The organism is Colwellia sp. 6_MG-2023 (assembly GCF_030547765.1).
GTDB lineage: Bacteria > Pseudomonadota > Gammaproteobacteria > Enterobacterales > Alteromonadaceae > Colwellia.
In genome coordinates, this window is the sequence record NZ_JAUOPP010000038.1 from 1 (window position 1) to 24,192 (window position 24,192).

A 24,192-nucleotide genomic window follows, 5' to 3' on the forward strand; every position below is an offset into this window, starting at 1 on the left:
TCAGTCGCCTGTTCTTATTAGGCGAATAAATTCGCCCCTACGGTGATGTCGATCACCTTCGTCTAACAATGTTTTTTGTTAGGGCGTATGTAGGGTGAATGTAGGGGCGACTTCAGTCGTCATTCTGAACTTGATTCAGGATCTCAAGCGTTATGCTTCGTAGTGTATGGATTCGCTATCCTACGTACTATTCAACCACACGCATGGGATTCCGTATTAAGTGACCAACGGAATGACGTGTTTAAAACTTCAAAGGTAAATAAAGAGAGAAAAGAGTTGCCGGCATAGGTAATTACCGGCAGAACTGATAAATTATACTTTAGATACTGGCAGCGTTAGGTATCGAATAGAGGCCACGTTGCTCACTGTTTTTGCGCTTTATTTCTTCTAATGCTTTAGTTTCAGCTGCATCAAAGAGTGTATTAATAAGACGGTTGAAATGTCCATGCATTGCTTGGCGTGCTTCTGTTGAGTTACCTGATTCTAATGCATGATAAATAGCTTTATGTTCAGCTAATGTCTGTTCATTATCGCGACTACAAACACTATTATAATCATCAATAATAGCAGGTGTAGAAGAGCGTAGATCCCATAAATTTTTAACTGATAAAATCATGGCAGCATTACGAGTACTCTTCGCTATAATGCTGTGAAATTCTTCATCAGCAGCAGCAATGTTTTTCTCGTTTTCCATATCAACGAGTGTTTTATATAGCTGTTTTAATTCAGGTTCTGTTATCGTCGTTGCGGCAATAGCAGCAACTTCACCTTCAATAAGTGCACGGGCTTGAGTTACCTCAAATGCATTTACTTTTTCAGCAGCACCAGCAATATTATCAGACTCAAGTACATAAACACCGGATCCTGTTTTTACTTCAATACGGCCTCTTACTTCTAACGCAATAATAGCTTCTCTGATAGTTGGTCTACTAACATCAAAAGTTTGAGCGAGTTCTCGTTCTGGCGGTAAACGACTTCCGGCAGAATAAGTGCCCGAGTCTATAGATTTTTCTATGTTTTCGACAATACGCCAAAACAGCCTGCGATTGCTCATAATGATTCCTTAACAAAGATTATAATGACTCATAAGAGTTATCTGTCCCATTATGATAGCGATTTATATGGCTTTTGGCAAAAGCAAATCGGTAATTATTTAACAGTATTTGTTATTTTTGGTATAAAAAAGCGAGAAAGTTACTAATAATATTGGTATTACATGCTTTAATATTTGTAATTAAATTGGTAAGCTAAGTTGGTAAAGTAAACTGGTTGACACAAAGGTGGTTAATTGGTTATATTTAAATTGATTGCAAACTAATATAATCAGAAAAAATAGTAGCAAAAACTTATAAAATAAAACACATGAAACAAATAAGCCATTAGGGGAGATTAAAGGTGGAATTAAATAAAATCAGCTCGGCTCTTAAAGCTAGTAATATAGTAAATAACAGAGGGAAAGCCGCATTACTTACATCTGCTTTTCTGACATTACTTAGTGCACCAGCTTTTTCTGAAGAAGCTCAAGCAATAGAACAAAATAAAGCTACTAGCGCAGCTGAAGCCACAAAGAAATCCGCTAACATTGAGGTGATTGAAGTCACAGGAATGCGTGGAACTATGACGCGTTCACTTAGTGAAAAAAAGCATAATTCGGCAATTGTAGATGCTATTGCTGCTGCAGATTTTGGTGATTTACCTGGTCTTTCTTTATCTGATGTAATTGAAAATGTATCAGGCGCTTCAGGTCACCGTTTAAAAGGTAGCCAAAATGAAATTTCAATTCGTGGCTTAGGCTCTTATTGGGGCTACTCAACCTTCAATGGTCGTACTATCACTAATGCTGGTGCTGGCCGTGCTGTTAATTTTAAAAAATTCCCGTCTAATTTAGTTGATAAAGTTACCATTTATAAATCGCAACAAGCGAATTTAGTTGAAGGTGGTACTTCAGGTACTATCGATGTTGGCTCTCTTCGTGCAGTCGATTACGGAAAAAGTAAAACCACGGTAGAAGCACAAGCTGATTACAATGACTATTATACTGCGGCTGATAATCAGTCAGCGTGGGGTAATAAGTTCACTATTTCAACAGTACATAGCTTTGAAACTGATTCTTTTGGAGCAATGGGTTTTAGTTTAGGTTATGTCGAAAGTAACTCTGCTAACCCAGAAGAAAATTATGGTACAAGCTCAACATTAGCTGCTTGTAGCTTTAGGGCTGCAGATGGTTCACCGCTTACCACTAATAATGGTGATAATGAGCGTTGTGGTGATCGTGACTTAAATAGCAGTAATAATAACTTGCCTGATAATGACTCTATGGTAAGTCCTGGTCGTTCAGCTGATTTGGTAACTTTAGGTCCAAATGCTGATCCTGAAAGATTTGGTGTTAATGGTGCAGATCACTTAGCTAAATTTGATCCAGATTCAATCTTTTTTATTCCAGATGATTCATATTGGCGTACAGGTACTGATAAAGATGAACGTCGTAATATCGTTGGTACTTTTCAGTGGGTTCCTAATGATAAATGGGATATTAACTTCGATTATGCATACTCGCATTTAGAGTATACTGAAGATCGTATGGAGTTAGCCCAGGAGCGTGGCAAAAATTTAAATGTTGATACCTTAATTATTGGCGATAACGGCACTTTACTTTATGAAGAAGGCGAAGGTAAGTTAACGCTACAAGGTGAAAATCGTAATCAAGTGGATAAATACGATGGTTACGGTCTTAATATTGATTTCACACCAAATGACAACTTAGTATTATCGTTTGATGCTTCTTATTCAAAATCTTACCGTTACCGCTTACGCCAACGTGCCAAGTTCCGTCATGAATCAACAACAGCTTATTCATTAGATTCAAGAGGCACTGTACCTAAATTATATCTTGGTGATAATGAGCAAATTGAAAATGCTAATTTCTTCTATAAAGCTGAAGGTGGTGAGTTAGTTCGTAATACCGATTATGCTGGTGCTGCATTTGACGTCAGTGATATGGCGAGCTTTGTTGGCTCTGATGGTGGTGCTTATTTAGAGTATGGCCGTGAAAATGATGAGCGTGAAGATGATATTTGGGCTGTGAAGTTCGATACTCAATATTCTTTTGATGATTACAAAGTTATTTCATCTATAGAAATGGGCGTTCGTTATTCAAGTGAGCATTTATATGATTATTCAGAAATAGCTACCGCGTTAGAAGTCGATACCGGAGAACGTCGTCCTATTGATGATAACTGGAATTCAGATGATCATGTAGATAGAGATGGCGCTAATAACGACTTTGATAGTTTATATCCTGAAGAGCATGCTGAAGCAACTGCTAGAGCACAAGCTTGTGGTGATAATGGTCATAGTCTTGAAGGTTTCTTTGGCTCTGAAGGTGGCGCTGCCGATGCAGGTAACTTCTTAACTTTTGATTCTCAATGTATAATCGGTGCGTATTTAGGGCAAGTAGGTTTTAATACCCCTGAAGGCAATAATCCTGATGTTGGCTTTTATGATATCGGTGAAAACCCGAATCAAATTGATGGTCAGTTAGTTGATGTTACAGAAAAAACCGCTGCTGTATACATGATGGCAAATTTAGACACTGAATTTGCAGGATTACCGGTAACTGGTAATGTAGGTGTACGTTATGTACGTACAGATACTGATTCTAAATCTTGGGGCGAAAAACCAATTCTAACGCAAACATTTAATGAAGATGGTGTTGAGCAATGGAGCTATTCTTTCGAAACGGCTCAGTTGTTTTTAGATGATTCATATGATGAGTGGTTACCAAGTTTAAACCTTACTTTTCATTTAAATGATGAGTGGTTACTAAGAACAGCAGCGTATCGTTCAATGTCACGTTTTGCTTTGAATGCTATGTCAGCAGGTCAAACAATTACTGATTGTAACTCTGCAGATACGAGTGAGAGTGCTCAATGTGGTGGTTATGACGAGCAAGTAGTTAGTGCGACAGCTCAAGGTAACATGATGAAACCATTTACCGCGAATAACTTTGATTTATCGTTAGAGTGGTACCCAAGTCTTGATATGGCTGTTACTTTAGCCGGTTACTGGAAGAACTTTACTGGTGGCACTAATTTAGTGATAGAAAACCGTGTACCAACAGTAACAACTGTAAGTGCTGATGGTACAACGAATGAAGTAGAATATTCACAGTCGATCCCTTATAGCGTAAACCAAGTCTCAGATGATGAATCGACAATTAAAGGCTTTGAATTAACCTTCCAAAAGCATTTCTCTGAATTACCAGGTGTTCTTAGTGGTATTGGTATAAAAGGTGCGTGGAACCATGCCATTTCTGACTTTAGAACGGAAGAGCCGGCAAACTGGGGAATTAGCCCAGATGCAAACATTATGGGGTTCTCTAAAAATGTTGCATCAGGCTCAATCTACTGGGAAGGTGATAACTTATCTATGCGTTTAATGTATAAATATCGTTCACGCTATTTCCAACCAAATAATTTACCTTTCCCTCACAAAAGTCACCGTTGGGTCGAGGATAGTGATTATTTAGATGCGGCTATTAAGTATAAAATTAGTAGCAATGTCTCAGTATCATTAAAAGCACTAAACTTGTTAGAAGAAGCACAAGTTATGACTCGTGGAACAGGAACAGTCTCTGATTATTCTTATTCTGGTCGTAAATTCTTCTTTGGCGTAAAAGCAAGCTTTTAAGCCTAATCTATAAATATATCTAGTAAAAATGGAGTTCTCTTTGCGTTAGGTAATTGAGAACTCTACATTTTAAGCTCTAGTTTTTGAGGTAGTTATGAACAAGTCTAAACATTTCCCACGTGTTATTTTTTCAACTTTAGTGATCTTAAGCACTGTTTTTTGTCAACAAATTATGGCGAAATCATGGGTTGTTAAATCGCAAGTTGAATATAAAAGTGCGCTTGATAAGTTATCACCAGGTGATGAAATAATTTTGTCTAATGGTACTTGGAATAATTTTGAAATTCTATTTGAAGGTGAAGGAACGAAAGAAGAACCGATCACGCTCAAAGCAGAAACCAAAGGTAAAGTTTTTCTTACTGGTCAATCTAATTTGAGATTAGCGGGAAAGCATTTAGTTGTTAAAGGTTTGGTGTTTAAAGATGGTTATACACCAAGCAACTCAGTTATCGCATTTAGAAGTACTAAAGATAACTTGGCCTACCATTCACGTGTAAGTGAAGTGGTTATTGACCACTATAACAATCCGGATAAAAGTGAATCAGATTATTGGGTAGCTTTGTACGGTAAGCACAATCGTTTTGATCATAGTCACCTTGAAGGAAAACAAAATAAAGGTGTAACAGTCGCTGTACGTCTTGATAGCGAAGAAAGCCAAGAAAACCATCATAAAATTGATCACAATTACTTTGGTCCTCGCCCTATCTTTGGCTCTAATGGTGGTGAAACATTACGTATCGGTACAAGCCATTATTCGTTATCCAATTCATTTACTGTCGTTGAAAATAACTATTTTGACCGCTGTGATGGTGAAGTAGAAATTATCTCAATTAAATCAGCACAAAACACGATTCGTAATAACGTGTTTTTTGAATCAAGAGGGACATTAACGCTACGTCATGGTGATGGTAACTTAATTGAAGAAAACGTGTTTTTTGGTAATGGTGTTGATCATACTGGCGGTATTCGTGTCATTAATAAAAATCAAATTGTTAGAAATAATTACCTTGAAGGCTTAACTGGTTATCGCTTTGGTAGTGGTTTTACGGTAATGAATGGTGTTCCTAACTCTAAGATTAATCGATACCATCAAGTGAATAATGCACTAGTAGAAAATAACAGTTTTATTAATGTTGATCATTTGCAATTAGCAGCAGGTAGTGATGCAGAAAGAACGGCAGTACCAATTAACTCTACAATGCAAAATAACTTAATTTTCAATGAGAATGGTCAACAACCTTTTACGTTATTTGATGATGTAAGTGGTATTGCTTTTAAAGGGAATATTGCTAATACCCTAGTGGATGAAAAAATTGCATCAGGCGTTAAACAAGAAAAAATCGCACTAGCACGTGCTGACAACGGTTTACTTTATCCTGTCAATAAAGCACTTGCGGCTAAAGGAGCTAAAAAGTCTCTAACACCAACGTTAAAGTCGGCAACAGGTCCTAGCTGGTATGCTAAAAATGAAGCATTAGTAGCTTTTGATTCAGGAAAAATCGTACAAGTTAAAGATGAAGCTGATGCTTTATTTAATGCCGTATTAGTTGCCAATGAAGGTGATGTACTTGTATTGGCCGATGGTCAGTATGATGTAAGAAAAATGATCGACGTAAATAAAACGTTAACGATTAAAGCAAAAAATAAAGGTAAAGTAACAATAACTTTTCAGCGCTCAACGTTATTTCAAATTTCTAATGGCGGTAGTTTAACACTCGATGGCTTAAATATTAGTGGCATGAATAGCCCTGATGCTGCAGGTAATACGTTAATTCGTACGCAGAAATGGGGTATGGTTGATAATTACCGTTTTGTTTTACGTAATAGTAATATTAGTGCACTTGATACTAACCATTCATTTCATTTCTTTGATTCAGGTAAAGGTGCTTTTGCAGACTATATTGAGTTAACCGATAATAACTTTACACAGGTTACTGGTGATATTCTTCGCTTAAATAAAGAAATTGAAGACCTAGGTATTTATAACACTGAGTATGCCATTTTAAAGAATAACACCTTTAAAAATGTCGATGGGGCTTTAGTTAACTTATATCGTGGCGGTACTGATGAAAGTACATTTGGTCCTCACCTAGAAATGACAAACAACAAGATAGAAAATAGTGGTAAAGGAAAACGTAATAAGTCTGCTGCAAGTCTTTATTTACATGGCGTACAAGTTGTAAATATCGACACTAATACTTTTAAAAACTCAGCGCCTATTATTATTGAACATACTGTTGGCGAACCTAAAACGTTGATTAAAACCAATACGTTTAACAACACGACTTCACCTAGCGTACAAGAGTTACACGCTAAAGGCCCACATACTGCAGTGTTAGTTAATAACAAGCAATTATAATAAGAGAAACCTATGTCTATATTTTCTAAAATATTAAATGTAAGACCAGTAGTGTCTGTGTCGAAGAGTTGGATGGTAGCATTGGTTGTGTTAGCAAGTGTTAGTGTTAACTCGTTAGCTATTGCCAAAACAAGTCCTAACTTAGTGATAACTACAGCTGATGTTGAAAAAATGCGTACAGCTATTACTCAAGAAGGGCAGTTTAAGCGCACTTTTACCGCTAAAAAATCTTCTGTGGATGAACAAATAAAGCAAGAGATAACGATACCGTTACCAAAAGATGGTGGTGGTGGTTATACCCACGAGCGTCATAAAACAAACTACAAGTTAATGTATGATGCTGGTGTGATGTATCAATTAACAGAAGATAAAAAATACGCTAATTATGTGCGTGATATGTTACTTGGTTATGCACAGCTATACCCTACGTTACCACCACATCCAAAAAGAAAAATAGGTAAACAAAACCCAGGTAAATTGTTTTGGCAAAGTTTAAATGAAGCTGTTTGGTTGGTTTATACCAGCCAAGCTTACGATTTGATTTTGGCTACGTTATCAACAGATGAAAAAGCAAAAATTGAAGCTGGACTATTTCGTCCTATCGTAAAGTTTCTTTCGGTAGATTCACCTGAAACATTTAACAAAGTACATAATCACGGTACATGGACTACAACGGCCGTGGGTATGACAGGTTATGTTTTAGACGAGCCAGAATGGGTTGAACAAGCGCTTTATGGTTTAGATAAATCAGGAACAGGTGGTTTTTTAAGGCAGTTAGATGAGTTGTTCTCACCACAAGGTTATTACAATGAAGGTCCTTATTATCAACGTTATGCCTTAATGCCGTTTGTTACTTTTGCGAAAGTAATACAAACCAATCAACCTGAACGTAAAATATTTGAATACCGAGACGGAATCGTATTAAAAGCAATTGATACAACGATACAGCTAAGTTATAACAAATTGTTTTTTCCTATTAATGACGCAATTAAAAGTAAAGGCATAGACACTATTGAGTTAGTGAATGGTGTTGCGGTTGCTTACGGTTTAACAGGTGATGCAAGTTTACTTGATATTGCTAAACAACAAGATCAAATTTTATTAACCGGTGACGGTTTGAAAGTTGCTCAAGCGCTTGATAATAAATTAGAAAAACCATATAAATTTAATTCAGTTGCCTTCGGTGATGGTAATGACGGTAATGATGGTGCGTTAGTTATTATGCGTCAAAATGTCGGTGGCGAACAAGCTGTTTTATTTAAGCCTGCTGCGCAAGGGTTAGGTCACGGTCATTTTGATAAGTTAACTTGGCAGTTTTACGATAGAGGTGAAGAGATTGTTTCAGACTATGGTGCAGCTCGTTTCTTAAACGTTGAAGCTAAATATGGTGGTCGTTACTTACCTGAAAACCTAACTTGGGCTAAACAAACTATTGCTCATAATACTGTTGTTGTTGATGAAAAATCACACTTCAATGGTGTGACAGAAGTGGGTAATGCTAATCACCCTGAACTAGTGTTCTTTGCTAAGAATGATAACGTAACTATTAGCTCAGCATTGATTGATAGTGCTTATGAAGGCGTCTCGTTAAAACGTACTATCGCTTTGATAAATATTCCGAGTGATAAAGCTCAAGATTTATCACTGGTTGTAGATATATTTGATGTAAACTCAAAGAATAAACATCAGTACGACCTACCTTTACATTACAAAGGTCATTTAATTAGTACTAACTTTGATCTAAATACTCAGTTAACCAGTTTGCCTGCATTAGGTAAAGAAAATGGCTATCAACACTTATGGTTAAAAGCTCAAGCACAACCTAAAGCTGGTCTAGCTCAAATTACTTGGTTAAATGATAATGGGCGATTCTATACAAATTCATCTATTATGGATGGTGATGCATCATTTATGTTTACTCAAATTGGTGCGAACGACCCATTCTTTAATTTACGTAATGAAAATGCGTTTATTAACCGTAAGGTTAAAGCGAACAACCATACTTTTGTTAATGTATTAGAGCCTCATGGAGAATATAACCCATCGAAAGAGTTCACTATAGGTGCGGTAAGTCAGCTTCAAAGATTATCACATAAAAAAGACAACAATATTGATGTTGTTGAAATTGGTTTTTCAGGTAACAGACATTACTTATTAGCGTTCAATTCAGCTAAAACAGTAAAGAAAGACCATAAAAATGCATTTACATATAACGGCAAAAAATATGAGTTTAATGGCCGTTTTGAATTATTAAAAATTAAATAGTAGGGGAAAAAAATGAGCAAAGGTGAAGTTTTTACATTTGGTAATGAAGCAGAAATTGAAGACATTGGCGGTGGACTAAAGCGTCAAATGTTAGGTTATAACCATGAATTAATGGCCGTTAAAATTTGGTTCGCTGAAGGCGCAATTGGTTACAACCATGCTCATAGACATTCACAAGTTACTTATATTGTTGAAGGTGAATTTCACTTTAATATTAATGGTGTAACTAAGATATTAAAAGCGGGTGATAGTTGTTTCATGGCACCTTACGATGATCACGGTGCAACGTCTCCTACAGGTGGTATTTTGATTGATACATTCAGTCCGCCACGTGAAGATTTTTTACCTGAAGGCACATTTGATAATTTAGATATTGAAAAAGCCAACAGCAAACCGGTAGGGAAATAGGTATGAAATTAAAAAACCTACGTTGGTGGGTAATTACTTTAATTGCCCTAGCCACAGTAATTAATTATATCGATCGCTCAGCACTTAGTGTGTTATGGCCTGATATTGTTGAGGAATTATTTCCTGATGAGTCGGCTTTAGAGCGTAAACAAATTTATGCAAACATATCTATTGTTTTCATTTTATCTTACGCTTTTGGTCAAGCGATCTTTGGCAAAATATTTGACTGGGTAGGAACAAGATTAGGTTTTGTCTTGTCTATTGGTATTTGGTCTTTGGCAACAGCCGCGCATGCTATGGCACAAGGGGTACTTAGTTTTAGTATCTTCCGTGCAATATTAGGTGTCGCTGAAGCAGGAAACTGGCCAGGGGCAGCTAAAAGTAATGCTGATTGGTTTCCTACTAAAGAACGTGCCTTAGCGCAGGGGATTTTTAATTCAGGTGCCGCTATTGGTGGTATTATTGCTATTCCTTTAATTGCTTATTTAACCGTATTTTTTAGTTGGCAGATGGTTTTTGTTGTTATTGGTTTAGTCGGTCTATTGTGGCTTATTCCTTGGATAATATTAGTGAAAGCGCCACCAAAAAATCATCCTTGGATCACTGACGAAGAACGCGAGTATATTCTAACAGGTCAAAAAACTGTTGATTCTGAAGGTATATGTGATGAAAACGAATACAACCCATCAACAGCTGAATTACTTTCTCGTAAAGAAAGCTGGGGCGTGATCATCGCTTCTGCAGCAATCGATCCTATTTGGTGGTTATTCGTTTTTTGGATTCCTATTTACTTGAATGAAGTTTATGGCATGGACGTTAAATCTATTGGTATCTATGGTTGGGTGCCGTACGTTGGTGCTATGTTTGGTGCTTGGTTTGGTGGTCTTCTTGCGCAAAATCGTATCAAGGCTGGCTGGACTACAGATAAGACACGTAAATTGACGATCACTTTAGGTTGTCTAATTATGTTACCAGCATTGTTAGCAATGGCTAATCCTGGTGGACCAACGATGGCTGTTATTATTATGGCTGTAATTTTATTTGGTTTCCAAACAACTATTGGTAATGTGCAAACACTGCCTAGTGACTTATTTGGTAAAAAAGCCGTTGGTACGCTTTCTGGTTTCTCTGGTATGGCAGCTAAGTTAGGCGCTTTAGGATTAACCGCTCTTGTACCTATTTTAACGGCTGATGGTAATTATACCCCAGCATTTGTTATTGGTGCATCGTTAGCGATTATTGCCATTGCTGCTGTTTGGATTCTTATCCCAAAAATTGAACCGCTTAAAAGCAATAAGTAATTGAGTTATTAAGTAATTAATTTATACTGATTCCAATAAGAGAATCAGTATAAATTTAGTTTAAATAAGAATAAGGCTTTATAAATGAAAAACATTTTTTTATTCGGTGAGTGTATGATTGAGCTGATGACAGCTTCGCAAGAAAAGTCATCAAGTACCATTAAACAGTCATTTGCCGGTGATGTTTTTAATACAGCAGTTTATTTAAAGCGTACTTTTAGTGATATAAAAGTAAACTTGGTAACCGCTGTTGGAAAAGATAATTTTAGCCAAAAAATGGTTCAATATTTTGAAGATGAGCAAATTGGAACGGATTTAGTTTTTCAATCAGAAACTAAAATACCAGGCTTATATTCAATTCAACTTGATGATAAAGGTGAACGCAGCTTTACCTATTGGCGCAATGATTCTGCGGCTCGCCAGGTTATGCAGCATATCGATGATCAAGCAATAAGCCAGTTATCAGAAGGGGATATGTTCTTCTTTTCAGGTATTTCTTTAGCGGTTGTTGAACCTGAAGCACGTGCTGATTTTTGGTCTATGATAGAAAAATTAAAATCTGCCGATGTTAAGATTGTTTTTGATCCAAATTATCGAGCTAGAATGTGGGATACACCTGCACAAGCGAAAGAGCAATTTGAATTAGCTTTTAGTGCAGCAGATGTTTTATTGCCAGGAGTTGACGATTTTGAGCAACTTTATGGTATGACAACATCGCAAGAGGTTTATGATTTTTGTAAACCGTATCAGTTTGATGAGTTAATCATCAAAAATGGTGAAATGGGGATTATTTGTTATTTAGGCGATCTTGCTTATGAGTTCTTTATCACCCCTGTTGATAACGTAGTTGATACAACGTCTGCTGGTGATTCATTTAATGGTGTTTACCTTGGCGCAAGAGCTAATGGTTTAAGCCTTAGTGAAGCGATAGAGCTTGCTTCTAAGTCGGCTGCATTTGTGATTCAGCATCATGGTGCTATTGTTGAGCCTAATGCTTATCAAGCGTTCATTACAGATTTGCTTAACTAACTCAGGCGATAATTGATTGCAGTGAAGAAACGGGGCTAAAATAATTTTATTTTAGCCCCGTTTTTTTATAACTATTATTAATCTTTATAGCCCCAAGGTGCAGCAGGCGGAGTGACCGGTTTAGTTAAATCAAAATCGACTCTAAACTCTCTGCCATCCCTGATCAATCTATACGTAAACTGGCTTGGATAAATAAACATTTGCCATGTATTACCTACTGATTGAGGAATACCTTGCTTTACAAAAAGCTCTTTAGAGTATTGGTCAGCAGGGAATGATTGCACTTCAGCCCAACCAGCGTCTATTGTATGACCACCATACATGGTTGAAACATCATTAGTGCCATCTTTGTGACGATGATCGTGCTTTAACGATAAACCCGAACCTGTTTTCGTGATAATCCAAGTTCTTGAAGCGTCGTCGCCAACATGAAATGGTATTTGAAGCTGAGAATCAGTACATTTTCGTACATGCATAATGAGTTTTTTATTGGCAAAACTATCGCTGTTTGAGTTATCTTCAGTCACTTTTCCTTCAAACGCTTGTCCACAATATTGGCTAATATTAGTGAAATAGTCATCATGAGACTTGATTGAAACAAGCGGTGCTTCTGTTACATTGGCAAGAGCGCTTTGCTGTACTAATACTAGTGTAAACGTCGCTTTTAGTAATGATTTTCCTAATTTTATAAACATAATTTATTCCTTTTAATTCATACAAGTGAGCTACTATAAAGAATCGATTCTATAACAACAAGTGCTTTTGAATGGGGGATTTTGCTCACTGAATGACTGTCGACTTATTAGTCCTTATTATTGTTGCACTTCAAACTTGAAACTAAGGGGCAGCTTTATTATTAAACTTAATTAATGACTGGTCTGCTTGATATTTAGCTCTTTTGTACCAATCTCATAATAAAACCATTCATTGACTTTTTATTATGTTGTCTTATTTATTACCAATCTTTATTGGTGTCTTGCTTATAGGTTACTCAGTTGGTAAACCTTATTGGCGCAATTATCAACGTAGTAGAATAGCTAGCATGCCATTTAAAAAAGAGTGGCGAAAAATCATCCAGAAAAGAATGCCTTATTTCAGACAGATGCCTGCTGACTTGCAGTTACAACTTAAGCAACATATTCAGGTGTTTTTAGCTGAAAAAAACTTTATTGGCTGTAATGGCGTTCAAATAACAGATGAGATCAGAGTAACGGTTGCAGCTCAAGCTTGTTTATTGTTACTTAATAGAAAAACTAATTTTTATCCTAAACTACAAACAATACTTGTTTACCCTCGTGCTTTTGTTAAAAATCAACAAAGTAAAGATGCGAGTGGCGTACAATTTACGCAAAAAACAGTGTTAGCGGGTGAGTCATGGGACTACGGTAAAGTTGTTCTATCTTGGCAAGATACTCTTGATGGTGCCAAAGTACCTGATGATGGTCATAACGTTGTGATTCATGAATTTGCACATCAATTAGATCAAGAAAATGGCCGTGCGAATGGTGCTCCTATTCTAGAAAAAGGTCAAAATTACCAGTGTTGGTCTGATGTTTTTTCGGCACAATTTGAGCAATTGAAAAGCAATGTAGCCACTGGTACGCCTTCACTTTTTGATTATTATGGCGCAACAAATCCCGCAGAATTTTTTGCTGTGGCCAGTGAAGTGTTTTTTGAAAAAGCGCAACAGTTCCATGCTGAGCATCCAAAACTATACCAACAATTAAAGCAGTATTATCAAGTAGATCCTATCCACTGGTAATCGTTTTTACAATACATTGTTAAGAAGCTTACTAGATTCAGAAGATAACTATTTAATAATTAATGCTTAAATTAATCGTAATACTTTATTTCATTTTAATCGCTGACTTCCATACACATGTTTACTATAGTAGTAGCAATTTGATTAAATTTATTTCTAACTCAGCGAGAATTATATAAATTATGCGAATATTTATAAAAATAATAACCATCATTATAGCTATTATGGTTTTATTAGTTGTAGCTGCGACACAACTAATATCGACAGAAGATATTGTTAAACAAGTGAGTATAAAAGTAGAAGAATCAACGGGTCGTACTTTGTCAGTAGATGGAGAAAAATCATTAAGTTTCTTCCCGTCATTATCTATGGTGCTTAATGATGTACGTTTTGCTAATGCTCCTGAGGGATCAAGACCTGATATGGCAACACTTGACCAGTTAAATATTCATATACCTTGGCTATCAATATTCTCTGGGGAACTAAATGTAGATAAGTTTGTTATTGTTAATCCTAATATTTTGTTAGAAACATCAGCGAAAGGAAAAGCTAATTGGCAATTTGATATTGCTGATAATAATGCGAGTGAACCAAGTGTAAGCAAAGAGCAGACTACAGACGTTGCATTGCCTGACAATTTTGATATTAGCCTTGGGCAAGTTGAAGTTCAAGGTGGTAAGCTCACTATGGTAGATCATCAAAATAATACAACACAAACAATTGATCAGCTAGATCTGGCGGTATTATTACCTTCTTTAAGGCAGCCGCTTAATTTATCAGGTAGTGTTCGCTATATGGATAAAGTATTTGAACTTGAATCAAGTATAACCACACCTGCTAAAGCGATTAATAACCAACCATTTACCATTAAACTGGCGTTATTATCTGAGCTTGCCAATGTGAACTATGAAGGTGAAATAAAAGCACAAGGTCAGGATATTAGCGGAAAACTATCAATTGCAGGTGATTCAGTTAAAGCCTTATTACAGTGGCAAGGTATGCCATTGGCAGCTAAAGAAGAGGCATTTAATCAATTCTCTTTAGCGACCAGTATGCATTTTGCTAGTAATAAGCTCACGCTAAATGATATCGCGGTTGAGCTTGATAAATTAGCTTTTACCGGATTGGTTGATATAACATTATCTGAGCCCTTAACAGTTAATGGGGCTATTGATTTAGGTATATTAGACCTTAACCCATACTTGCCTGAAAGCACCTTAGCTGAACAAGCGACGACTACTAATGATACAGTCGAAGTTAAGAGTGAACCCTTAGTGTGGGATGACAGTGAGATTGACTTATCTGCCTTAGGTTTAATTAATAGCGATATAACGATTCAATCGCGTCAACTTTTTGTACAAGATATCAAGTTAGGTGAGAATAAGTTATCGGTTAAAACACATAACGCAAAAGCGACCATTAACCTAATAGACTTTCAAGGATATCAAGGACAAGGCTCAGGTGTGATAGAAGTTTTAGCGAATAAAAAACCTTATCAAATCTCCACTAAATTCGAATTAGCAAATATCAATGCAGAGCCATTACTTACCGATGCAATTGGTTTTGATAAGTTATTAGGTAAAGGGCAATTAGCTTGGAATTTATCTACTAAAGGCGTTAGTCAGCGAGATTTTATTAACCAGCTTAATGGTGAACTTAATTTTAGTTTTATTGACGGTGCTGTGAAAGGTGTTAACTTAGCCGCGATTGCTAAAAGTGCGACAAATATTATGTCGGGTAACTTAGCCGCGGTCAGTTTAGATAGCGATTTTAGTAATGCAGAAAAAACTGATTTTGCGGCGTTACAAGGAGATTTTATATTAACTGACGGGATAGCTAAGACCGAGAGTTTATCCTTAAACAATCCTTTTATTCGCGTGTCAGGTACGGGTGATATTGATTTACCAAACACCAAAGTTAGCATGCAAGTTATTACTGAAATGGTGGCCTCTGTTCAAGGACAAGCGGCACAAGACTCAAGTTCAGGTATTAAAATCCCGATTAAAATTTCTGGCCCATTTCATGATGTGAAAGTACGCCCTGATATTAGTTCAGAAGCAAAAGAGAAGGTAAAAGACAAAGTTAAAGATAAAGTTAAAGATAAACTAAACAAGTTATTTGGTTAATTATCTATTTTCACTTACAGCACTAACCCTAATTATAACGCTTTTGCTGTAAGTGAATAATCACACAATCAATTTGGTATTAAGCTGTTATGAGCACAACAATGAACACTATCTTATATTATATTCACGATCCAATGTGTAGTTGGTGTTGGGGATATCGTCCAGTTTGGAACGCTTTGAAGCTTAATTTACCTGAATCCATTCAAGTAGAATATGTTGTTGGCGGCTTAGCGCCAGACTCTAACACGCCAATGCCTGCTGAGCAGCAAAAGATGATTGAAGCGCATTGGCACACCATTGAAAAAAAATTGGGCACTGAGTTTAATTTTGATTTTTGGCGAAATAATACGCCGCGTCGCTCTACATATAATGCTTGTCGAGCGGTTATTGCTGCGCATAATCAAGGCTATCAATTGCAAATGATTGAAGCGATCCAAAAAGGGTATTATTTACGAGCTTTAAATCCTTCAGATAGTGATATTTTAATAGATTTAGCAAGGGAGTTATCTTTACAAGAGTTACCCACAAAAGGAGGCACTAGAGACGGTAAATCGTCAATAATTTCCTTTGATTTATCGCGTTTTACGCGAGATTTCCAATCAGAAGAAACTCAGCAAACTTTACTCAATCAAATTCAGTTTGCGAGAACATTAACCAATCAAGGTTTTCCTTCGCTTGTACTTGAATATGGTGGTGCGCGATATCAGGTTCCTATTAATTATCAAGACTATCACGCCACTTTAGCAACGATTAATAACGTGCTTGCTTAATAGGGGATTCGCCTTTGATTTAACAATAAAAATGAAAATAAAGTCATTTTTGAGTGCGAAGGCGAAAAAACAACCAATTAAATTCAATATAGTGTATAGACTGCAAGGATATTGCTGTATAATACGCGACCTTATTATTTGGACTCTGCTTGTTATTTTAATCGGCATTCTATCTCTGTTGGCACTACCTAGGAACTTCTTTTGATCACTACATCTAACATTACAATGCAATTTGGCGCAGAGCCTTTATTTGAAAACATATCGGCTAAATTTGGCAATGGTAACCGCTACGGTTTAATTGGTGCAAATGGCTGCGGAAAATCTACTTTTATGAAAATATTAAGTGGTGAGTTAACGCCAAGCTCTGGTAATGTGTCTGTGAGCACTGGCCACAAAGTAAGCACTTTGGGACAAGATCAGTTTGCTTTTGAAGAAAACAACGTAATTGATACTGTAATCATGGGTGACGCTCCTTTATGGAAAGTAAAACAAGAAAGAGATGCTATTTACGCACAAGCTGAAATGAGCGAAGCAGACGGTATGCGCGCTGGCGAATTAGAGAGTGAATTTGCCGAAATGGATGGTTACACTGCTGAAAGTCGTGCGGGTGAAATTTTATTAGAAGCTGGAATTGAAGAGTCTTTCCATTTTGGCTCGATGCAACAAGTTGCGCCAGGTTGGAAGTTACGTGTATTACTTGCTCAAGCATTGTTCGCAAACCCTGATATTTTGTTACTTGATGAGCCAACCAACAACTTGGATATTCATACCATTAGCTGGTTAGAAGGTGAATTAAACAAACGTAAATGTACTATGATTATTATTTCACATGATCGTCACTTTCTTAATTCAGTATGCACGCACATGGCTGATATTGATTATGGTGAATTACGTATTTATCCAGGTAATTATGAATTCTTCTTAGAGCAGTCTAGCTTATTACGTGAACAGTTATTATCAGGTAATGATAAAAAAGCAGCTGAAATAGCTGAATTACAAGACTTTGTTAACCGTTTTGGTGCTAACGCGTCAAAAGCGAAGCAAGCAAGTTCTCGTGCTAAGAAGATGGATAAAATAAAGTTAGATGATGTTAAGTCATCAAGTCGTATAACGCCTAAAATAGCTTTTGCTCCAGGTAAAAAAATGCACCGTCAAGCGTTAGAACTTGAAGAGTTAGCTCATGGTTTTGAAGGTGAAAATTTATTTAGTAACGGTAATTTATTATTAGAAGCCGGTGCTAAATTAGCTATTATTGGTGAAAACGGCGTAGGAAAAACTACGTTATTGCGCTGTTTAATGGGTGAATTAGCGCAAAAAGAAGGCGTTGTTAAATGGTCTGAAAATGCTTCTGTAGGTTATTGCCCGCAAGATAGTAGCTCATTTTTTGATAATGACTTAACATTAATGGATTGGATGTCGCAGTGGCGTAGGCCTTGTCATAACGATTTAAGTGTACGTGGTATGTTAGGTCGCATGTTATTTACTGATGATGACGCAAATAAAAAAGCACGTAACTGTTCTGGTGGTGAAAAAAATCGTTTGTTATTTGGTAAATTGATGATGGCTGATATTAATGTACTGATTATGGATGAGCCTACTAACCATATGGACATTGAAGCGATTGATGCATTAAATAATGCGTTAAAAGATTTTGAAGGTACGTTAATTTTTGTTAGCCATGACCGTGAATTTGTTTCAAGTTTGGCAACACGTATTATCGATATTAAAGATAAAAAATTAGTTAGTTTTGAAGGTTCTTTAGACGAGTACCTTGCTAACCAGTTAAATAATCAAAAGGTTGCTTAAGGTTTTGAAAACTCCCAAGCGTATTCAGCCACTTGTTGATGATGGCTTAGTAGACGAAGTTATTAGTCAGTTAATGAGTGGTAAAGAAGCGACTGTTTTCATGGTGCGTTGTGGCGATGAAATTCGCTGTGCTAAAGTTTATAAAGAAGCTAATAAACGTAGTTTTAAAAAAGCAGCTCAATACCAAGAAGGCAGGAAAAGTCGGAACAGTAGACGTGCTAGAGCTATGGAAAAAGGCTCTAAGTACGGTCGTAACCAACAAGAAGAAGCATGGCAAAATGCTGAAGTTGATGCACTCTACACATTGGCAGAAGCTGGTGTTAGGGTGCCACACCCTTTCGGTTGTTTTGATGGGGTTTTGTTGATGGAGCTTATCACTGATGAAGCTGGTGATGTAGCACCACGATTAAATGATGTGGTTATGTCAAAAGAGCAAGCGATTGAAGACCATCAATTAGTGATGATTTATGTTTTACGCATGTTATGTGCTGGTATTGTTCATGGTGATTTATCAGAGTTTAATGTCTTAGTTGATGAATATGGTCCGGTGATTATTGATTTACCACAAGCGGTAGATGCGTCGGCAAATAATAATGCTAAAGCCATGTTAATACGTGATGTAGAAAACATGACTAATTATTATGGTCAATTTGCTCCAGAGTTATTATTAAGTAAGTATGCACAAGAAATGTGGGCTTTATATGAAAGCGGTGAATTAACATTTGAGACCCAGCTAACGGGACTATTTCAAGAAAGCGAAGTGTCTGCTGATGTGGATAATGTAATAGAAGAAATAAAAGCGGCGTTTCTTGAAGAGCAAGATCGTATACAACGGATAGCTGAAGCAAATGAAGTTGATGAGTAATTTGTAGTAATCATTAGTATAAAGCAATCAATAGAACATCAGACTGAACATATCAAGACGTATTATCAATGATACGTCTTACTATACCTGCCGATATTATTTATATTTTTGGAGTAATTTAACAACAAAAGTAACATTAGTATTATTTTTTATTGTATGATAATGACAGAAAAATAAACAAGTAAAGGAAGGAAAGCACAAGAAAACGTTAGATTTTTGATGTGCTTTACTATTATTAGTGTGTTGGGGAGGAAAAATGAGAAGAGCTTCATCTATTTTAAAAAAACATCGTGCCGGCGAGCGCGTTTATTTACCAAATGATTCACGTGATAATCAATATATCTTAGCTGAAATACCGCTGACAGATAGCTTAATTGAGAAAATTAGCGGCACAATTGATGAAACGTTAGCGAAACCCTATCAACGTTTTTACCAAACGTTATCTCATAAAATTTTTGGTGTTGTTGAAAAATATGATTTATCACATGTTAACTTTGTCGCAAACAATCGCTTAGTACGCGTAAGATATAGTGGTGAGCAGAGAGTATTACATACCGAGCAGCAATCATATTTCTTTTATTGTCCGCAGCATAACAGCACTTTTAAAGGTTATTACGACGGTGCAGTGCGAGTAAGAAAGATAAAAGTATTATTTTTAGCAACAGGTGAAGAACTAAGAAGTAATGCAGGTAAATTTCATAATACTGTTTATCAGGCGGTGAAAGAAATTTCTACTACCCTTGGCTTACCCGAAAATGAAATTAAATTACGCGATCATCAGCATTTAACCTTTGACGTGTTTGCAAAAGAAAAAGGCGCTAGTAATACCCTTAGCCATACCTTCAGAGAAATAGCAGAACGCTATGAAAGTCAAAATCAAAATATTGATAGCAACCATACCTCCATTACTTATGCGATTGCCAGTATACCTATGGCACGTCGTTTATTGAAAGGAACAGATATTGATTATTTGTCTGACTCGCCTTTCACTGAGCTTTATCAAAAAATTGAACAAGCTTTTAAAAACTCATGTAATAACAACAAAATTAATCAAGCGGCACTTATTGCTAACGGTGTTTCTCCTTTTGTACGTTACGATGAAAGTGAAGTCGCAGAAATTAGAGGTGAGTTAATTTCTATTGGTATTAACCCCAATAATTCAGAAACTCGTTTCTGTATACACTGGGACGCAGATAAATTAGTTGATACCTTGCGTATTGTTTTTATTGCCGATAAAAGTGATGAAACCCATAATAATTATGGTAAATTTGTTAACCAAGCGATTAACGCAGTAAAAGCTTTTGCCGATGAAGTTAATTGGAAAAAAGAAAGCGACGATATTATGATTCGTATACATCAGCATCTTATGTTGCAAGTGTAATCATCATTAAACTATAACTGCCATAATTTATTAATTGCTATAACTTATTAATTACTAGAGTTGATTAATAACTAGACTTAATTAATCTATGTGCATTACTAGTATCATTTAACCCAGTGTTTTATTTAAACACTGGGTTTTTGCTTTTTATGACTATCCAACGTAGAGTGTATTACACACCATTTATCGTTAAATTATAGATGCCGTACGAGATGAATGAATTAGAACACTCGCTCCCCTTAACAAAAGCTGTTAATACTTTATTAGATGAGAGTGAGGTACCAGCCTCGCTAACATTAGAACAATGCTCCTCATTACTGGCAATGAGTATGACCTCTTTTCGCCGTAAACTTGCCCAAGAAGAGACGAGCTATAAACTTATCCAGAGTAAGTTTTTGAATGAACTTTGCGTAAGCACTTTGTTAACGAAAAAAATTAAGATTGATGATTTAGCTATTAAGTTGGGTTATTCCGAACGAGCTACTTTTGAGCGTGCTTTTCGGCAAAAATTTGGCGTAACGCCATCGCAATTCCGAGTAGTATCGTTAGTTGATAATGACTGTAGTTGTCATAAAAAACTGATAGAGATTGCGGAAGATATCCCTCCAATGTCAAGTAGTTGTAAGGAGTTGCTGGATACAAAAGAAAGTGATGAGCTGGATGTTCAAAAAACGGTAGAAATTGTTAGTAAAGATGCTATTTTTTCTGCTCGTATTATGGGTCTTGCCAGTAAAGCGATATACGGAAAAACACCTAATAACCTTTCTGAAGCTGTTAGTCGAAATTTAGGTATTAATACGGTTATTAATGTTGCCATTATTTATGCGGTGAAGGACGCGTTACAAGATAATGTAGATCCTATTATTATTGAGCAATACAGCGAAATATTTTTAATTGCGCCTAAGTTTTTTCAACTTATTCGTAAGTCGTTAAGCTCAGCAGTTGAATTTGATATCCCTTTAACAGAGCAAGTATTAACGTTTGCCCTGCTAGGCGTATTTTTACTTGCGCATAAAAGTGCCTATAAACATGAATTGATGCTGTATTCCTTGCGTGGTATTTCTGATCTACAGTCGCTTAACTGTCATCTTAGGGAGTTAATGCAGATTAGTATTTACTCGTCATCATCATTAATGTTGTCAATGTGGCATATTGATGTCAGTTTAGTTAAACAACTAAACCATATAGAAAAAATTAGTCAGGTAAATGGAAAGCGAAGTGAGCAAGATGAATTGGTATTATTTATGTTGTCGTGTTTGTATTTCTCTGCAACTGGCCATGAAGACTTTAGTGAGCTGTCAGACAAGGCGGAACTATTAAATATTAAAGGTTTTGCTGATATTAAAGAACAAGTATTTGATTGTTCTTTATAGTGTGTTTATTTAAGATTATGAGCTTCCTCAGTCAATAGACAGAAGGGGGTGCTATTCACTGAGAAAGTCATAAAATTCGCGTTTTAACTTGCTTTTTGTTTACGTACTACTAAGAAAGCAAGTGCTGTTAAAAAAAGAGCGATCATAGATGGCTCAGGCACAGCTGTTGATTGTTTTAAAGATACATTGTCGATTAAACCACCTAATGTATTTTGTATACCAGAAGAGCCAAAACTTAAATTCATTGACTCAGCTTCTGCTGTAAACAATATAGATTGTAGGGCCCAATCAGGTGTTAAACTTACCGTACTGTCGGCAACTAAAACAGCATCAATATCTATACTAAAGTCTTTAGCGGCGTCATACCAAAACACATTAATACCATTGTCATTAAGAATATTGGTTCTAGGCTTGTAATAAAATTCTAATAGATAATTTTGACCTACTGTTAATGCATTGATGGTTTGGGTCATAACTGAATTAGAGGTACCTGCATGTGAATCTAGCTCTACGTGATTTGAACCATCTTGTGATTGGCTAATGATACCTTTTTGTAACTCTATGCCACTGCCACCGGAAGTGGTCCATCCTGGTAAACTAGAAAAGACATCCCATATGCCATTAGCGCTATCGTATGTATGTAAATCGGTATTGAAAATAGTGCCCGACACGACAGAGTTATCATCATAAGTTGTTTGCTCAAAACTACCATTAGTAATTAATGACGCATTTGCAAGTGAAGTTAAACAAGTAAAAGAAAGTGTTAATACTATTTTATTTATAAATTTAGACATAGCGTTATTATCTCGTTGGCGTTGATTGATGTAGTCAGTATAGAGAAGTATAAATATTGAAAATATGGCTTAACTGTCCAATTGTTTAAAATATGATAATTAAGCTGCTTGCTCTACTTTAGCTATGACTTATACTGAATTTAATTAATCTTGGTTAGACAGAGATTGATTGAATGTTCTTTATCTCATAAGTTATCATTTGTTTAATTATTATTATGTAAGAGTGTTTAAGTTATGAAAAAATTGATTTTATTGGTAGGTGTTTTGGTGTTAATTGCGGGTGGCGCTTTTATCTTTTTAAGCGGTGATGCGATTAATGCGTTAATTAAAACAAAAATTGAGCAGGTAGGCTCAGACGTGACGGAACAATCAGTAACCGTTAATCGAGTTGACATGAAGTTATTAAAAGGGGCTGGTACCATTAATGGCTTAGTGTTAGCTAATCCGTCAAGTTATAGTGCTCCCTCAGTTTTTTCTTTAAATGAGATAACCTTAGACATTAACCTGAAAAGTTTAGGGACAGATCTTATTGTTATTGATCAAATTATTATTGATAAGCCTGAAGCCGTTGTAGAGTTTACCGAAAATGGTAATGCTAATATTAAAGATTTATTAGAGGCTATTAAGAAAAATACTGCAAGTGATAATACTGCAGTAGAGTCAGAATCAGAGCAAGCTGAACCAATAATTCGAGTAAATAAATTTGTCTTAGCGGGAGTTTCTTTAACGGTTGATTTGACAAAACTTGGTAATAAATCACACCAAGCAATATTAGCTGATATTCAGTTAAGTAATATTGGCGGTGAATCTGGTATGCCGGCCAGTCAGTTAGGTGCTGAATTGGTAAAACAAGCGTTATCATCTATTTGGCAGCAAGCTAAGGCAGAGCAAGCGGATATATTAAAAGAAGAAGCTAAAGATAAAATAAAAGAGAAAGCTAAAGAAAAGCTTGGCGGACTTCTTGATAAGCTTAATGGTTAAACTAGTCATTTATCCCAGGCTTATTATTTTATAAAGACAATAATTCTTTAAATAATGGGGATATAATACCGATGTTATTGAGGTGTATTGTGAACAGGCGACTGAAGTCGCCCCTACAAAAACGTCCTACGAAATAATTGATTATCACCACCGTAGGGTCGAATTTATTCGCCAAATACAGAAAACGTCCTACGCAAGAATTGATTATACCAATTCCGATAATTAGCTGTTCACATTAGCCCACTCCCGATGACAGAGTGATAAGACTCTCTCCTTACTACTT

At 36.2% G+C, this 24,192-nt stretch carries 17 protein-coding genes; 14 read left to right on the forward strand and 3 right to left on the reverse strand.

Annotation, left to right across the window (positions count from 1 at the left end):
• Positions 1-319: 319 nt before the first annotated feature.
• A complete protein-coding gene (locus Q4503_RS17920) occupies positions 320-1,054 on the reverse strand; it encodes a FadR/GntR family transcriptional regulator (protein ID WP_215972526.1) in 735 nt (244 codons plus the stop codon).
• A gap of 341 nt (positions 1,055-1,395) precedes the next feature.
• Between Q4503_RS17920 and Q4503_RS17925 the strand changes: the two genes are divergently transcribed.
• The 6 genes from Q4503_RS17925 to Q4503_RS17950 all read left to right on the forward strand — a co-directional run bounded on the left by Q4503_RS17925 (position 1,396) and on the right by Q4503_RS17950 (position 12,051).
• Entirely contained in the window at positions 1,396-4,689 is a 3,294-nt protein-coding gene (locus tag Q4503_RS17925) for a TonB-dependent receptor (RefSeq protein WP_215972525.1), read from the forward strand.
• 94 nt (positions 4,690-4,783) lie between these two features.
• On the forward strand, positions 4,784-7,048 hold the full coding sequence (locus Q4503_RS17930; RefSeq protein WP_252727429.1) for a polysaccharide lyase 6 family protein: 2,265 nt from the start codon (positions 4,784-4,786) through the stop codon (positions 7,046-7,048).
• 72 nt (positions 7,049-7,120) lie between these two features.
• Positions 7,121-9,313 carry a heparinase II/III family protein gene (locus tag Q4503_RS17935; RefSeq protein WP_303603105.1) on the forward strand — a complete coding sequence of 731 codons (2,193 nt, stop codon included), beginning with the start codon at positions 7,121-7,123 and terminating at the stop codon, positions 9,311-9,313.
• 12 nt (positions 9,314-9,325) lie between these two features.
• Complete coding sequence (locus Q4503_RS17940) at positions 9,326-9,721, forward strand: cupin domain-containing protein (RefSeq protein WP_159821326.1); 396 nt, start codon at positions 9,326-9,328, stop codon at positions 9,719-9,721.
• Between the two features lie 2 nt (positions 9,722-9,723).
• A complete protein-coding gene (locus Q4503_RS17945; RefSeq protein ID WP_215972523.1) occupies positions 9,724-11,022 on the forward strand; it encodes an MFS transporter in 1,299 nt (432 codons plus the stop codon).
• An 84-nt stretch (positions 11,023-11,106) separates the two neighbouring features.
• Entirely contained in the window at positions 11,107-12,051 is a 945-nt protein-coding gene (locus Q4503_RS17950) for a sugar kinase (protein WP_303603097.1), read from the forward strand.
• 77 nt (positions 12,052-12,128) lie between these two features.
• Here the strand turns inward: Q4503_RS17950 and Q4503_RS17955 are convergent, their stop codons facing one another.
• The gene (locus tag Q4503_RS17955; RefSeq protein WP_215972521.1) at positions 12,129-12,746 is read right to left on the reverse strand and encodes a hypothetical protein; all 618 of its coding nucleotides are present in this window, start codon (positions 12,744-12,746) and stop codon (positions 12,129-12,131) included.
• A 245-nt stretch (positions 12,747-12,991) separates the two neighbouring features.
• On the opposite strand from Q4503_RS17955, the gene Q4503_RS17960 reads away from it, so the two are divergent.
• The 7 genes from Q4503_RS17960 (at position 12,992) to Q4503_RS17990 (ending at position 22,134) form a co-directional block, all read left to right on the forward strand.
• Positions 12,992-13,813, forward strand: coding sequence for a zinc-dependent peptidase (locus tag Q4503_RS17960; RefSeq protein WP_303603098.1), 822 nt, complete (start codon positions 12,992-12,994; stop codon positions 13,811-13,813).
• A gap of 182 nt (positions 13,814-13,995) precedes the next feature.
• A complete protein-coding gene (locus Q4503_RS17965; RefSeq protein ID WP_303603099.1) occupies positions 13,996-15,939 on the forward strand; it encodes an AsmA family protein in 1,944 nt (647 codons plus the stop codon).
• Between the two features lie 101 nt (positions 15,940-16,040).
• On the forward strand, positions 16,041-16,709 hold the full coding sequence (locus Q4503_RS17970) for a DsbA family protein (protein ID WP_215972518.1): 669 nt from the start codon (positions 16,041-16,043) through the stop codon (positions 16,707-16,709).
• Between the two features lie 201 nt (positions 16,710-16,910).
• Positions 16,911-18,515 (forward strand): ABC-F family ATPase, encoded by a 1,605-nt coding sequence (locus tag Q4503_RS17975; protein WP_215972517.1) that lies wholly within the window; start codon positions 16,911-16,913, stop codon positions 18,513-18,515.
• Positions 18,516-18,519: 4 nt separating this feature from the next.
• Positions 18,520-19,380: a PA4780 family RIO1-like protein kinase gene (locus tag Q4503_RS17980; protein WP_303603100.1), complete on the forward strand. Its 861-nt coding sequence runs from the start codon at positions 18,520-18,522 to the stop codon at positions 19,378-19,380.
• 256 nt (positions 19,381-19,636) lie between these two features.
• A complete protein-coding gene (locus tag Q4503_RS17985; protein WP_303603101.1) occupies positions 19,637-20,761 on the forward strand; it encodes a DUF3083 family protein in 1,125 nt (374 codons plus the stop codon).
• A gap of 212 nt (positions 20,762-20,973) precedes the next feature.
• Positions 20,974-22,134 (forward strand): AraC family transcriptional regulator, encoded by a 1,161-nt coding sequence (locus tag Q4503_RS17990; protein WP_303603102.1) that lies wholly within the window; start codon positions 20,974-20,976, stop codon positions 22,132-22,134.
• A gap of 83 nt (positions 22,135-22,217) precedes the next feature.
• Here Q4503_RS17990 and Q4503_RS17995 read toward each other — a convergent pair whose 3' ends face one another.
• Positions 22,218-22,928 carry a DUF642 domain-containing protein gene (locus Q4503_RS17995; protein WP_303603103.1) on the reverse strand — a complete coding sequence of 237 codons (711 nt, stop codon included), beginning with the start codon at positions 22,926-22,928 and terminating at the stop codon, positions 22,218-22,220.
• A gap of 234 nt (positions 22,929-23,162) precedes the next feature.
• Between Q4503_RS17995 and Q4503_RS18000 the strand changes: the two genes are divergently transcribed.
• Positions 23,163-23,909 (forward strand): AsmA family protein, encoded by a 747-nt coding sequence (locus Q4503_RS18000; protein ID WP_303603104.1) that lies wholly within the window; start codon positions 23,163-23,165, stop codon positions 23,907-23,909.
• The last annotated feature ends 283 nt before the right edge of the window (positions 23,910-24,192 follow it).

Coding starts and splice junctions, on each gene's coding strand:
- Q4503_RS17920 (WP_215972526.1), bottom strand. CDS start 1,054: ATGAGCAATCGCAGGCTGTTTTGGCGTATTGTCGAAAACATAGAAAAA.
- Q4503_RS17930 (WP_252727429.1), top strand. CDS start 4,784: ATGAACAAGTCTAAACATTTCCCACGTGTTATTTTTTCAACTTTAGTG.
- Q4503_RS17935 (WP_303603105.1), top strand. CDS start 7,121: ATGGTAGCATTGGTTGTGTTAGCAAGTGTTAGTGTTAACTCGTTAGCT.
- Q4503_RS17940 (WP_159821326.1), top strand. CDS start 9,326: ATGAGCAAAGGTGAAGTTTTTACATTTGGTAATGAAGCAGAAATTGAA.
- Q4503_RS17945 (WP_215972523.1), top strand. CDS start 9,724: ATGAAATTAAAAAACCTACGTTGGTGGGTAATTACTTTAATTGCCCTA.
- Q4503_RS17950 (WP_303603097.1), top strand. CDS start 11,107: ATGAAAAACATTTTTTTATTCGGTGAGTGTATGATTGAGCTGATGACA.
- Q4503_RS17955 (WP_215972521.1), bottom strand. CDS start 12,746: ATGTTTATAAAATTAGGAAAATCATTACTAAAAGCGACGTTTACACTA.
- Q4503_RS17960 (WP_303603098.1), top strand. CDS start 12,992: ATGTTGTCTTATTTATTACCAATCTTTATTGGTGTCTTGCTTATAGGT.
- Q4503_RS17965 (WP_303603099.1), top strand. CDS start 13,996: ATGCGAATATTTATAAAAATAATAACCATCATTATAGCTATTATGGTT.
- Q4503_RS17970 (WP_215972518.1), top strand. CDS start 16,041: ATGAACACTATCTTATATTATATTCACGATCCAATGTGTAGTTGGTGT.
- Q4503_RS17985 (WP_303603101.1), top strand. CDS start 19,637: ATGAGAAGAGCTTCATCTATTTTAAAAAAACATCGTGCCGGCGAGCGC.
- Q4503_RS17990 (WP_303603102.1), top strand. CDS start 20,974: ATGAATGAATTAGAACACTCGCTCCCCTTAACAAAAGCTGTTAATACT.
- Q4503_RS17995 (WP_303603103.1), bottom strand. CDS start 22,928: ATGTCTAAATTTATAAATAAAATAGTATTAACACTTTCTTTTACTTGT.
- Q4503_RS18000 (WP_303603104.1), top strand. CDS start 23,163: ATGAAAAAATTGATTTTATTGGTAGGTGTTTTGGTGTTAATTGCGGGT.